Below are 12,357 nucleotides of genomic sequence, written 5' to 3' on the forward strand. Positions count from 1 at the left end.
GGGGGTTGTTTGTAAGGGCGTTTTCCCTACTGGGAAAAGCACCCGCCGAACGTCATCACAATCAGCTTCGGGGTGCCCCACCCACTCCCCACGCGCAATGTCGCCCCCCGGGCGACGAGCCGCCCGCGAGCCCCAGACCCACTCACCCCACAGTGGTCAACGGCGCCCTCCCCAACTTCAACGCCAACGAATCCAACTGCCTCCGCACCGCCCCCGGCAACGGCACCCCCAACGCCCGGCACTGCTCCAAATACTGCGCCTCCCGCCACCCGGGATACCGCACCGGCGCACCGCCCTCCCACCCGAGCATGCTCCCGAACACCGCACTGGCCGCCCGGTAAAACCCATCCGCACTCCGCAACGTCGTCGGAGCGATCGCCATCACCAGCAACCCGGTGTCGTGCTCATGATCAGCCACCCCGGACAACACCCCCGCCAGCACGTCCACCATCAACGCGAACCCAGCGAACTGCGGATTCCGAGCGGCATCAGCAAGATCGATGTCAAACACGAACTCCGGATAAGCCCCAGCCGGAGCGGCCATCCCCAACGGATGCACCGGCTGATCCGCATACCCCCCAGCCGCCATCACGATCCCGATCATCCCGTGCGGCAAAGCCCGGGCGGCATGATGCCCAACCCGGCCGAACGGCCCCACCCCGCGCACCGACAGTAGCCCGACGCCAAACCGCCCAGCCCGCTGCACCGCACGATCCATCGCATCGCCGACCGCCCACAATCCGGACGCACGACGGTAATCGATGAGCGCCGCAGCCCCGCGGTCCGCGATCAGCAACGGCTGCGCACCAGGACTGACCAATCCGTTTTCGATCGCGGGCAGATGCACGCGGGTCAATTCCCCGACGCCGGTTTCGGGCGCGCCGGTGAGATCGCCGTGGCACAACGCCTCCGCGGCCGGACGCGCCCGCTCTTCGGGAAAGCCTTGTGCCATCAGGACAACGGAAACGAGCGTGACCAGTTCGTCGGCGGGAACGCGGTGCCAGGCCTGCTCGGGAATCGGGGTGTCGGAGGGAACTTCCGGAACGGGGCGGCTGAGCCGGGGAGAACGTGGTCTGAGGGGCACTTCATCAAGGTTGCCGGGCGGTCTCGGACCCCGTCAACGAGGTTGGCCCTAGAGTGTGATGCGGTCAGCCGCAGAGACGTACCCTGAACCACATGTGCCGAAACATCACGACGCTCCGCGGCCTGCAGCCCGCCGCCACCACGGAAGAGATCGAAGCCGCGGCACGCCAGTACGTGCGCAAAGTGACCGGAGTCCAGTCCCTTTCGGACGCGACGCGCGAACCGTTCGAAGCGGCGGTCGCCGAAATCGCCCAGATCACCGCGCGGCTGCTGGAAGAACTCCCGCAGCGCCGCCAGCCGCCGGCGACCGTGCCGCCGCTGCGCCGTCCGGAAGTCCAGGCCCGGATCGCCCAGCGCGAAGCAGAGAAAGCCTGACGCCGCAATCACTCCACAGGCTGACCCGGGAACCTCGGCTTGATCTCCTGGTTGAGGTAGCGCCCCGGGCTGTCGGCGGCCATCAGCTCACGGTGCACCCGGGCGGGCACGAGGTGGTAGCGGTACACGCTGCCGTTGTGGAACCCGATTTCCAGCACCGACTTCGCGGCGTCGTAGCCGACGTCGCGAATGACGGAAGACTCCACGGGAACCCGGCGCACAGCACGCGCCAGGGTACCCGCGGCTGCCGCCCGTGGGCAGCTGACGAAAACGGCCCCGGTCCCCGCTGCAGGCGCGGAATCCGGGGCCGGACACTCGAGGCGTCAAGCGGAAGCGGAGGGATTTGAACCCCCGGTAGGTTTCCCTACGGACGCTTTCAAGGCGTCTGCATTCGGCCGCTCTGCCACGCTTCCTTCTACGTCAGGGTATCGCGCCGTCCTTCGACGTCGTCCAGGTGTTCGAGGACCCGGGTGAACGCCGTGGCCACCGCGGCCTGCTCGGCTGGCGTCAGCAGGTCGATGAGGTGCTCGCGGGCGCCGCGCACGTGCGTCGGGGCGGCTTCGGACAGTACGCGCTGGCCGGCGTCGGTCAGCTCGGTCAGCACGCCGCGTTTGTCCTCCGGGTCCGGGCGGCGGGTGACCAGCCCGGCCGCTTCCAGTTTGCCGATCTGGTGCGACAGCCTGCTCTTCGTCGAGCCCAGCTGCGCCGCCAGTTCGGTCATCCGCGTGCATCGGTCCGGCACGAGGTTCAGGCACACCAGGACCTCGTAATCGGCGAGCGAGATGCCGTGGCTTTCGGCCAGTTCGCGGTGCAGCCGCTGGCGCAGCCGCAGCGAGGCGACGATGTAGGCCCGCCAGGCGTGCTGTTCTGCCGGGTCGAGCCAGCGCACGTCCTGGTCATCGCTCATGTCCGGAAGCGTAGAAGGCCCGTTTCGCGACCGCCGTCCCGGCCCGCGGTGAAAATTTCCGGCGAACTTCCCCCAATGGAGGGTTACGAAAAGGTTGAGACTCGGCGCGAAGAAGCGCATCCTCGGGGGCAGCGGAGGGACGACGAGGATCCCGGAGCGCGCCGAAGGGCACGCCGGCCCGGTCTCCCCCCGGGAAAGGCCAGGTGGTGGCATGGCAGGTAATTCCCGCGGTTGACCGCTCGCTGTGTCCCCGCGATCGGCACGGCCCCGTTCCGGTTCGGTCGCGATTGCGAACAGCACGAGCACTCCGTGCGCTCCGGCATCGGCCATGCGCACCCGGCGTCGTTATGCCGCTGCTTCTCTTCGCGGCCTCGGCACCGCGAAGGCAGCGCCGGACGCCAGCCCGGCAGGTGGCCAACCGCTGTTCAACGAAACCTCGGTAGTACCTGGGTGCGGCCCCCAGCGCAGGGGCCGCACCCAGCCTCGTTCCCGGGTTTGCGGCTACCCTTTCCGCGTGCGATTCGACGACAACGCGGATCTGGACGCTTCCGAGATCCAGGACATGCGCGGCAGCGGCGGAGGCGGCGGCGGCATCGGCGGCCGCGTGGCCCTCGGCGGCGGCGGACTCGGCCTCGTGGGCCTGGTCATCTACTTCCTGATGTCCCAGTTCGGCGGCGTGCACAGCACGGGCACCTCGCCCGCGGCGGGCGGGCTCGGGCTCGGCGACGTCCAGTCCGGGCAGCAGCTGGACGCCGGCACGCTCGCGAAGAAGTGCAAGACCGGAGCCGACGCAAACCGCGACCACGACTGCGCGATCGTCGCGGTCGTCAACTCCATCCAGGACTACTGGACGCAGGAGTTCTCCCGTTCCGGCCAGACCTACCGCAAGGCGACCACCCGCTTTTTCAGCGGCGGCGTGCGCACCGGCTGCGGCGGCGCGACCTCGGACACCGGGCCGTTCTACTGCCCGGCCGACTCGTACGTGTACATCGACCTCACGTTCTTCAACGAGCTGAAGACCCGCTTCGGCGCGAAGGGCGGCCTGTTCACCGAGGCGTACGTGCTGGCTCACGAATACGGCCACCACGTGCAGAACCTCACCGGCACGTCCAAGCGCGGCACCGGCACCGGGCCGACGTCCGGTTCGGTCCGGCTGGAACTGCAGGCCGACTGCTACGCGGGCGTCTGGGCCAACCACGCCAGCACGACCCCGACCAGCTCCGGGAAGCCGCTGGTCCAGGACGTCACGCAGGACGACATCTCGCGCGCGCTCGACACCGCGTCCCGGATCGGCGACGACTACATCCAGAAAAACCTCGGCAACGGTCACGTCGACAAGTCGAGTTTCTCGCACGGCACCTCGGCGCAGCGCGAGAAGTGGTTCACCACCGGCTACCGCACCGGCCAGCCCGCCAGCTGCAACACCTTCAGCACCAACGACCTCGGCTGACCCGGGATACAGTCGGGCGCATGCACGCGATCACTATCCGCGAACCCGGTGCCCCTGACGTGCTCGAATGGACTGAGGTCCCCGATCCGGAACCCGGTCCCGGCGAGGTGCTGCTGGACGTCACGGCCAGCGCGGTGAACCGCGCCGACCTGCTGCAGCGGCAAGGCAACTATCCGCCCCCGCCCGGGGCGAGCGACATCCTCGGCCTCGAATGCTCCGGCACCGTCGCCGAACTCGGCGAGGGCGTCGAGGGCTGGCAGGTCGGCGACGAGGTGTGCGCGCTGCTCGCCGGCGGCGGGTACGCCGAGCGCGTCGCCGTCCCGGCCGGGCAACTGCTGCCGGTGCCCGCCGAAATCGAGACGGTCGCCGCGGCCGGGCTGCCCGAGGTGGCCTGCACGGTCTGGGCGAATGTCGTGATGCACGCCGGTCTCGGCGAAGGCCAGGTGTTGCTGGTGCACGGCGGCGCGGGCGGCATCGGCACGCACGCGATCCAGGTGGGCAAGGCGCTCGGCGCGACCGTCGCGGTCACCGCGGGTTCGTCTGAGCGGCTCGAACGCTGCCGCCAGCTCGGCGCGGACATCACGATCAACTACAGGGAACAGGACTTCGTCGAGGTGCTGCGCGCCGAGACGAAGGGCGCCGACGTCATCCTCGACAACATGGGCGCGAAGTACCTGGACCGCAATGTCGACGCGCTCGCCGCGGACGGCCGTCTGGTCATCATCGGCATGCAGGGCGGGATCAAGGGCGAGCTGAACATCGGCAAGCTGCTCGGCAAACGCGCGAGCGTGTTCGCGGCCGGGCTGCGCTCCCGTCCGCTGGACCAGAAAGCGGCGATCGTCGCGGATGTCCGGAATCGGTTGTGGCCCTTGGTGGAACAGGGTTCGGTGCGGCCGATCGTCGGCCACGTGGTGCCGATGGCCGAGGCCGCGTCCGCGCACCGGATGCTCGAGGAGGGCAGCATCTTCGGGAAGGTCCTGCTGGCCGCGAAGTCGTGACGCCGGGCCTCAGCGCAGTTCTTCGAGCACCCGCACCAGCTGATTGATCTCGAACACGTTGGAGTAGTGCGCGAGCCCGATCCGCACCGCTCCGCCGACCTCGCCGACGCCCAGCGACGCGAACACGCCGCTGGTGCCGTCGTCGGCGAACGCGCACAGGCCTTGCGACGCCAGGTACTCGGCGACCTGGGACGCTTTCGCGCCGGCCACGGCGAACGCGAGCGCGGGAATCCGGCGCATCGCGTCGCCGATCACCATCACGTGCCGCAGCGAGCGCAGTTCCGTGGACAGCTGCGCGAGCAGGCCGGCGTGGTACGACTTGGCCGAGCCGAGCGACGTCACCAGGCGTTCGCGGCGGGAGCCGGTCGCGGCGTCGTCGAGGCCGGCGAGGTAGTCGATGGACGCGACGAGACCGGCCAGCAGCGGATACGCGTGCGGGCCGAGTTCGAGACGCGCGGGTCCAGTGGCGGCCGGGTCGAGCGACGCCGACGCGATGCGTTCCAGCAGCTCCGGCTCGCGGAACACGAGCGCGCCGACCGAGGGCCCGCCCCACGAGGGAGCGGACACGACCATCACATCGGCACCGAGTTCTTGCAGGTCAAGGGGCACGAACGGGGCCGCGTAGGTCGCGTCGACCACCACGAGCGCGCCGACGCGTTTGGCGAACTCGATGACCGTGGGCACGTCCGGCCGGGTCCCGACGGACCCGGACGCCAGCGTCACCGACACCGCTTTCGTCCGCGCGGACACGAGGTTCTCGTACTGCCACGCGGGCAGCTCGCAGGTCTCGATGTCGATCTCGCTCCACCGCACGACCGCGCCGACCCGTTTCGCCGCCCGCCGCCACGGCGCGATGTTGGCCTCTTCGTCGAGCCGGGAGACGACGATCTCGTCGCCGATCGTCCAGCGTTCGGCGAGCGCGTCGACGAGCCTGCGCAACAGGACCGGCGCGCTCGGCCCGAGCACGACGGCGGCCGGGTCCGCCCCGACCAGATCGGCCACGGCCCGGCGGGCCGCGGTGACGATGCTTTCCGCCCGCTGGGAGGCCGGAAATGCTCCGCCCGGGCCGGACACCGGAGCCCGCATAGCGGTCGAAACGGCCGAAGCGACCTGTTCGGGCACGAGCATTCCGGCGGCGCCGTCGAAGTGAATCCAGCCGTCGCCAAGCGCGGGGAAGAGCCCACGGATACGAGCGACGTCGAACGCCATGGGGACACCGTACGGACGTGCGGTTTCGCGGTTGCCGCGGGGTTGGGCAGAACTGCCCGAACGGCCGCTAGGCTCGGGTCAGGACCGCTAACCGACGGGGATGGAGCATATGAGCGAGCCGAACTTCGGGGGAACGGGCGCAGCCGGGGACGCGGACGCGCCGCGCGTGGTCGTCGTCGGACCGGACGGGGTCCCGGTCGGCACCGCGCAGCCGGCACCCGAGGGCGAGGAGAACGAGTCCGTCGGCGACCTGGTCGAGGAACCGGCCAAGGTGATGCGCATCGGGACCATGATCAAGCAGCTGCTGGAGGAGGTCCGCGCCGCACCGCTGGACGACGCCAGCCGCAACCGGGTCCGCGAGATCCACCAGACGTCGGTGCGCGAACTGGAAGAGGCCCTCGCGCCCGAACTGCGCGAGGAACTGGAACGTCTCGTCCGCCCGTTCACCGAGGACCACACCCCCTCGGACGCCGAACTGCGGATCGCGCAGGCCCAGCTGGTCGGCTGGCTGGAGGGGCTGTTCCACGGCATCCAGACCGCGCTGTTCGCCCAGCAGATGGCCGCGCGGGTCCAGCTGGAGCAGATGCGCCGCGGCCTGCCCGCGGGCTCGTCCGGCTCCGCCGGCCACCCGGGCGAGGGCCACGGGCACGGCATCACCGGAACCGGGCAGTACCTCTAGCTTTACCTCTAGCTTTCCGCGGCGAAGAACGCTCGAAGATCCTCGATCAGCAGGTCGGGTTCTTCGAGCGCCGGAAAGTGCCCGCCGCGCGGGAATTCGGTCCACCGCACGATCCGGTCGCTGCGCTCGGCCAGATGCCGCAGCGGAAGGCCAATGTCGTCCGGCAACACCACGACCGCGGTCGGCACGGTCGACTTCGGCAAGGGTGCGCCCCACTGGACATCCTGGTCGGCGTAGATCCGCGCGGACGACGCGGCGGTGCGGGTGAACCAGTAGATCGACACGTTGGCGAGCAGATCGTCGCGGTCGATCAGGTCGTGGTCGGTGTTCGAAAAAGCCCGGAACTTCTCGGCGATCCAGGCCAGTTGTCCCGCCGGGGAGTCGGTGAGGCCGTAGGCAAGCGTGTGCGGCTTGGTGGACTGGATCATCGCGTAGCCGATCCCGGTCCGCTGGAAGGCCCGCGACTTCGCCAGCGACCGTTGCCCCTTCGCCAGCTCCGCCCCGCTGAGCCCGTCAAGATCGGCTTCTTCCCGGGCTACCGCGGACGGCAGCATCGTCACGTGCGCTCCGATGATCCGGTCAGGGAATTGGACAGCGAGTTCGCGGGAGATCAACGCGCCCCAGTCTCCGCCGTGGGTGCCGAAGTTCTGGTACCCGAGCCGGGACATCAACTCCGCCCAGGCACGAGCCGTCCGAGCCGGACCCCAGCCGCGGTCGGGGGCCGGGCCGGAGAAGGCGAACCCGGGCACGGACGGAACGACCACGTGAAACGCGACGGCTGGGTCGCCGCCGTACGAGCGGGGGTCGGCGAGCGGGCCGATGAGGTCGAGGAATTCGACGATCGAGCCCGGCCAGCCGTGGGTGAGGATGAGCGGGATGGCGTCCGGTTCGGGGGATTCGAGGTGCAGGAAGTGGATATTGGCACCGTCGATGGTGGTGGTGAACTGGGGGAAACCGTTGAGGCGTTCTTCCTGGGCGCGCCAGTCGAAGCCTAGGCGCCAGTAGCCGGCGAGGTCTTGGACTTCGGACACCGGAATGCCGAGCTCCCAGGCCGGGTCTTCGAAGGGGTCCGGCCAGCGGGTGTCGGTGAGGCGGCGGTTGAGGTCGTCGAGGTCGGACTGCGGGATGTGGATCCGGAACGGGGTCTCGGTCATGGGGGAAAGCTATGGGGGATTGAGGACAGATTCGGTCCTCAATCCCCCAGAGACTTGCTCACCTAGTCGAAATCGACGCTCCACCGCTGATTCGGCGCGTACTGGCAATCGAACAGCACCAGCCGCGTCTCATCGGCGTCACCGGCGTTCTGAGTGCTCAGGCACCGCCCGGACGCCGGGTTCTCGATCTGCCCGTCCGGCCGCTGGAACCAACGCTGCGCGTTGCCTCCGGTGCAGGTGTACAGCTGGACAGGCGTGGAGTTCCCGGTAGCTCCGTTCGTCACGTCGAGACACCGGCTCTTCATCCGAATGGTCCCGTCGTTCTGCGCGGTCGCCTGCTGAGCCACGCTGCCGTTGCAGGTGTACAGCTGGACAGGAGTTCCATCGGCATCGACGTTGTTCTTGACGTCAATGCACTTTCCGAGCACGCCGAGCATCCGGCCCTTGTGCGGATAAAGGCGCTGCGGCGCCCATGCTTGGGACGCCGAACCAGCGCAGGCCCGGATTGTCGCCGAAGCCGCGCCCTGTGCGGCGTCAAGGCACTTGCCCGCCTTCGAGTTGACGATGGTGCCGTCGGGGCGAAGCTCCCATTTCTGGGTTGCCGCGTCACCGTTGCAGGTGTTGTCGATCACCTGGGTTCCGTCGGCCAGCGCCCCTCCCTTGAGGTCAAGACAGCGCCCGAGCGCCCTGATCGAGTCTCCCGGGCCGAACGTCCAAGTGTCCGAAAGGGACAGAACACAACCCGCCGCGGCGACCGCCGCGCCATCGGCGACCACGCGGTTCGTCACGTTCAGGCAGCTTCCAGCACTGTTGACGACCTGGCCGGCGAGAGCATCGCGGTGCGCGAAGCCCCAGATCTGCTGTGCTTGACCAGTACAGTCCTGGATCGTCACCGCCGATCCGTTCGTCGATCCGGACGCGGCAAGGCACCGGCCCGCGGCCAAGTTGAAGATCCGGCCGTCGGAGAAGACCTGCCATTCCTGGGTCGGTCCTCCTGAGCAATTCACCGCGACGACCCGGGTGCCCGCGCCAGTTCCGGCGTTCTGGGTGTCAAGGCATTGACCCGCTGCGTGCAGAGACAGATCGCTCGCAGTCCACTGTTGGGCGACACCGCCGTTGCAGCCGTACATCTGGATGGTGGAACTGGACGGAACGCCGCCCGCCAGGTCCAGGCAAGAACCGCCGAGACCAGTGATCAGGTCGCTGCCGGAAACCCGGTTGGAGCGAACCCGAAGGTTCCGGAATTTGACCTGGTCTCCGGCTCCCCCGCCCAGCAACTGCATCATGGTGCGCCGCGCGAAGCCCCCCGGCTGGGTGTACTCGTTGACCTTCGTGCCGTTGAGCAGCACCGTGACCTTGGGCCCGGCGAGCGTGACCTCGAAGGTGTTCCACTCCCCGACGGGCTTGGCCGCCGAAACCAGCGGAGCCTGCGCACCCTTGATCGCGCCGGTCGCGTCCGTCGGAGCCGAGGACGAACCACCGATTGCGACCTGGACGCCCGGCAGCGCGCCAGGACTCCGGGAAAACCCGATCTTCAGTCCGGAGTCCGAGTTGTTCCCGGTGGCCTTCCAGTCCACGCGGAGCGTGTAGTCGTTGTCGTACATGTCGGACGGGTTCCAAGGACCTCCCGAACCCGCGAGCGTGCCGAACTCGCAGCCGTCCCGCTGCGCGCTGTCCGGACCCCATTTGGCGAGAGACGTCTCCGCCCGTCCGTCCAGAATCGACAGGAATCCGGGTTCGGAGGACGGCGCGACGCAATTGCCAGGCGCGGCAGCCGTCGCGCCCCCGACGAAGTAGCCGGTCACGTCAACCGAAGCTTCGACCGCGCCGTCACCGTTCGCCACCGTCAGCTTTCCTCCCGCGCCAAGCGGGACCACCGCGGTAGCCGGGGCGAACTGTCCCTGGTCGGCCAGCAACGCCGGCGCGTTGGCCCACCCGGTCTCCGGAGCGTAGAAGGACACTCCGCTGGTGACGATCTTGTCGGAAACCGAACCGGTCAGGAGCGCGCCGCTCGCGCCGAGCGGAACTCCTCCCACCCCCGCGACCTGAGCAGTAGCCGTACCGCCGCGGTTCAGGGACCCGCGAGGGACACCGGTTCCGGTACCGGTGTCGAGCACTCGCGCGGCACCCAGCGTCGGCACGTATTTGGCACCGGTCCCGGGGGCGAACCAGCCGAGCAGATCCACTGCCGCGTGAGTGAGTCCCGCGGAGTTGCGCAGCCGGATCTTGCCGTCGTCGCCGATCCGCACGATGGCCAGGTTCGATCGCCGTTGCCCGACGTTGAGGTAAAGGCTGCTCTGACCGGCCGGGTAGGTCTGCGGATAGGCGGCAATCGTGGCCGGTGCGGTCGCTTCCTCCGCGGAAAGGTTGACCACCACCGCGGTCGCGGCGTCTGGAACTCCGGAATTCCCGCGGATCTGCAGTGGTACTTCTTCCCCGGATCCGAGCGCGGTGGTTCGCGCTCCGGCGGACCCGTGGGTGTCGAAGAGGCGGGTCCCGCCGGGGACCGCGGTGTACGTGCCAGGACCGTCGGGACTGAAATAGCCCGCGTAGTCGATGACTACGCCCGGCGTGCCCGCGGTGTTGCGGATCCGTACCGCGTGGTCGCCGCCGAGCGGTACGACCATGGTCAAGGCCGTTTGCCGGTTGGTCTGGAGCGGGAACCTGATCGGCTGCACCGTTCCCGGGGCCTCCCCGGTGAACTGCAACTCGGTCGGCCCGTCGGAAAGCCCGGCGGTGACGGTGAGAACCACCGAGGTGGCGTTGTTGGGGACACCGGGAATCCCGAGGGTGAAGGTTTCCCCAGCGGTGAATCTGCGCTGATGGCCGCCGACAGCGGTGTTGGTGTCCAGGATCCGGGTCGGGTCGGTGGCCGGGGTGTAGCCGCCGGGGATCGCGGCGGGGGCGGAGCCGGGCGAACCGAGCGCGAGAACGCCGGCGCCCCAGTCGTTGGCGGATCCGCCGGAGACCGGCTTTGCCTTGGCCCTCAGCAGAGATTCGAGCTGAGCAGCGTCGAGTTGCGGGTTAGCGCCCTTGAACAGCGCCGCGGCACCGGCGACGTGCGCGGCCGCGGCCGAAGTTCCGGAGAAGCCGCCCGGACCGTAGGTCGCCGTGCTGACCGCGTCGAAGCCGGTAATGTCCGGCTTGTTCCGGCCGTCCACGGTGGGGCCGCGGCTGCTGTAGAGCTCAAGCTGTCCGGAAGCGGGTTTGGTGGCGCCGGCCGCGAAAGCGTAGGGAGAACTGGCCGGCTCGGCGATGCTTCCGGCCGGGGTTGGCCACTGCAACGATCCGCCGCCCCGCTTGGTCACATAGAGGTCGAACGGCATGGTGAAGGGGGCGTTGTTGTTCTTCACCCACAGGTAGAAGCTGCCAGCGGACCCGGTGTTGTTGGTGAAGGTGGTCTCTTCGACCGGAGCAGCGCCCCCGGTGGTGTCGCGCTGGGACAAGGTCGACCTGGCGACGACATGCGGATCATTGGCACCGGCCGGGGCGACTGCCTGGTCTGTGACGTACAGGTCGAGGTCGGTAGTGGTGACCGGCCACGCGTCCCAGCGCAGGGTCGCTGTCGCGGTCAGTCCCGAGCCCAGCGCGAAACTGTTGACCTCGGAGTTCCCGTTGAATTCGACCCAGCCGTTGTTGCCGCTGCGATCCGCGGCCTGCCCGGCGTAGTGCAATTGACCGTAGTTGCCCGCGGCCGTCGACCACAGGATCCCGGCCTGCCGCGATCGCTGCACAACCTGCGCGGGGCTGTTCGCGTCAGGCCCGGTGCCGTCGCCCCGGCCCGAACCGGGCACCGAAATCGCCGCGCTGATGACCTGGACGCCCTGCTGCTGGAGCCAATCGCTGGCCGGACCGAATCCCATGGTGTCCTGGACACAGGACAAGTAGAGCGTGGCGTCCGGCGCCATGTCGTGGACCACCTCGGCGACGTTGACACCGTGGTCGTCGTCCACTGTCGCGTCGAGACAGTTCGACCCGTTGGTCACCAGTTGAGTGCCGGAAGGCAACTCACCGGCCGCCTGTGCCTGGGCCAGCCCGCCGAAACCGACGTCCAGGATCCCGATTTTGACGCCGGCGCCCTTGTTCCCGGCCTGGATCCAAGCGTCCGCACCCGACGCGGCAACGCCTTCGGAGGTGACGGCCGCGGGCAGCACCTTGGTCGGTCGCTGGATCCCGTGCACCCCTGGCTGTTTGGCGAGCTCGCCGACCCGGTCCGCCGCGACCGCGGCCCGGACCTGACCGGACTGCGCAGCCGAAACAGTGCCGTCGACAGCCCGCACCGCGCGGTGGAGAGCTGCTTCGTCGGTGCCTCGCACATAAAGGAGCACGCGGCCGTCTTTGTCTTGGGCCACGCGCTCCTTCGGTCTCTGCAGCGCCACCGAGTCCGCGACCGGCGCGTCGCCCGAGGGCGTCGCGCTGGCCACCGACGCGAAGCCGCTCACCGCCAAGGACATGGTGGCGGCTAGCACGGCCGCACGTCGCAATGTTCTCATGTCACCTTT

At 69.0% G+C, this 12,357-nt stretch carries 10 protein-coding genes and 1 tRNA gene; 4 read left to right on the forward strand and 7 right to left on the reverse strand.

Annotated features, from left to right (window positions below):
- Positions 1–142: 142 nt before the first annotated feature.
- Positions 143–1,084: an Ldh family oxidoreductase gene (locus ACZ63D_RS14305; RefSeq protein ID WP_465354762.1), complete on the reverse strand. Its 942-nt coding sequence runs from the start codon at positions 1,082–1,084 to the stop codon at positions 143–145.
- A gap of 92 nt (positions 1,085–1,176) precedes the next feature.
- Between ACZ63D_RS14305 and ACZ63D_RS14310 the strand changes: the two genes are divergently transcribed.
- A complete protein-coding gene (locus tag ACZ63D_RS14310; RefSeq protein ID WP_465354763.1) occupies positions 1,177–1,458 on the forward strand; it encodes a DUF2277 domain-containing protein in 282 nt (93 codons plus the stop codon).
- Positions 1,459–1,466: 8 nt separating this feature from the next.
- Here the strand turns inward: ACZ63D_RS14310 and ACZ63D_RS14315 are convergent, their stop codons facing one another.
- The 3 genes from ACZ63D_RS14315 to ACZ63D_RS14325 form a co-directional block, all read right to left on the reverse strand.
- The gene (locus ACZ63D_RS14315) at positions 1,467–1,664 is read right to left on the reverse strand and encodes a KTSC domain-containing protein (protein WP_465354764.1); all 198 of its coding nucleotides are present in this window, start codon (positions 1,662–1,664) and stop codon (positions 1,467–1,469) included.
- A gap of 122 nt (positions 1,665–1,786) precedes the next feature.
- Positions 1,787–1,871 (reverse strand) — tRNA-Ser (locus ACZ63D_RS14320).
- A 2-nt stretch (positions 1,872–1,873) separates the two neighbouring features.
- The gene (locus ACZ63D_RS14325) at positions 1,874–2,365 is read right to left on the reverse strand and encodes a MarR family winged helix-turn-helix transcriptional regulator (RefSeq protein ID WP_465354765.1); all 492 of its coding nucleotides are present in this window, start codon (positions 2,363–2,365) and stop codon (positions 1,874–1,876) included.
- A 514-nt stretch (positions 2,366–2,879) separates the two neighbouring features.
- Between ACZ63D_RS14325 and ypfJ the strand changes: the two genes are divergently transcribed.
- Entirely contained in the window at positions 2,880–3,815 is a 936-nt protein-coding gene (gene ypfJ / locus ACZ63D_RS14330) for a KPN_02809 family neutral zinc metallopeptidase (RefSeq protein ID WP_465354766.1), read from the forward strand.
- Positions 3,816–3,835: 20 nt separating this feature from the next.
- Positions 3,836–4,813, forward strand: coding sequence for an NAD(P)H-quinone oxidoreductase (locus tag ACZ63D_RS14335; RefSeq protein ID WP_465354767.1), 978 nt, complete (start codon positions 3,836–3,838; stop codon positions 4,811–4,813).
- Between the two features lie 9 nt (positions 4,814–4,822).
- Here ACZ63D_RS14335 and ACZ63D_RS14340 read toward each other — a convergent pair whose 3' ends face one another.
- Entirely contained in the window at positions 4,823–6,022 is a 1,200-nt protein-coding gene (locus ACZ63D_RS14340) for a cysteine desulfurase-like protein (RefSeq protein WP_409183842.1), read from the reverse strand.
- Positions 6,023–6,122: 100 nt separating this feature from the next.
- On the opposite strand from ACZ63D_RS14340, the gene ACZ63D_RS14345 reads away from it, so the two are divergent.
- Positions 6,123–6,701 (forward strand): bacterial proteasome activator family protein, encoded by a 579-nt coding sequence (locus ACZ63D_RS14345; RefSeq protein WP_465354768.1) that lies wholly within the window; start codon positions 6,123–6,125, stop codon positions 6,699–6,701.
- 8 nt (positions 6,702–6,709) lie between these two features.
- On the opposite strand, the gene ACZ63D_RS14350 is transcribed toward ACZ63D_RS14345, so the two are convergent.
- Together ACZ63D_RS14350 and ACZ63D_RS14355 are read right to left on the reverse strand one after the other, a co-directional pair.
- Positions 6,710–7,855 (reverse strand): epoxide hydrolase family protein, encoded by a 1,146-nt coding sequence (locus tag ACZ63D_RS14350; RefSeq protein ID WP_465354769.1) that lies wholly within the window; start codon positions 7,853–7,855, stop codon positions 6,710–6,712.
- 62 nt (positions 7,856–7,917) lie between these two features.
- Entirely contained in the window at positions 7,918–12,348 is a 4,431-nt protein-coding gene (locus ACZ63D_RS14355) for a ricin-type beta-trefoil lectin domain protein (RefSeq protein WP_465354770.1), read from the reverse strand.
- Between the last annotated feature and the right edge of the window lie 9 nt (positions 12,349–12,357).

The organism is Amycolatopsis sp. NPDC104775 (assembly GCF_055583325.1).

Excerpts from the sequence above, each read along its gene's own strand:
- ACZ63D_RS14325 (WP_465354765.1), bottom strand. The coding sequence starts at position 2,365 with ATGAGCGATGACCAGGACGTGCGCTGGCTCGACCCGGCAGAACAGCAC.
- ACZ63D_RS14350 (WP_465354769.1), bottom strand. The coding sequence starts at position 7,855 with ATGACCGAGACCCCGTTCCGGATCCACATCCCGCAGTCCGACCTCGAC.
- ACZ63D_RS14345 (WP_465354768.1), top strand. The coding sequence starts at position 6,123 with ATGGAGCATATGAGCGAGCCGAACTTCGGGGGAACGGGCGCAGCCGGG.
- ACZ63D_RS14355 (WP_465354770.1), bottom strand. The coding sequence starts at position 12,348 with ATGAGAACATTGCGACGTGCGGCCGTGCTAGCCGCCACCATGTCCTTG.
- ACZ63D_RS14340 (WP_409183842.1), bottom strand. The coding sequence starts at position 6,022 with ATGGCGTTCGACGTCGCTCGTATCCGTGGGCTCTTCCCCGCGCTTGGC.
- ACZ63D_RS14310 (WP_465354763.1), top strand. The coding sequence starts at position 1,177 with ATGTGCCGAAACATCACGACGCTCCGCGGCCTGCAGCCCGCCGCCACC.
- ACZ63D_RS14335 (WP_465354767.1), top strand. The coding sequence starts at position 3,836 with ATGCACGCGATCACTATCCGCGAACCCGGTGCCCCTGACGTGCTCGAA.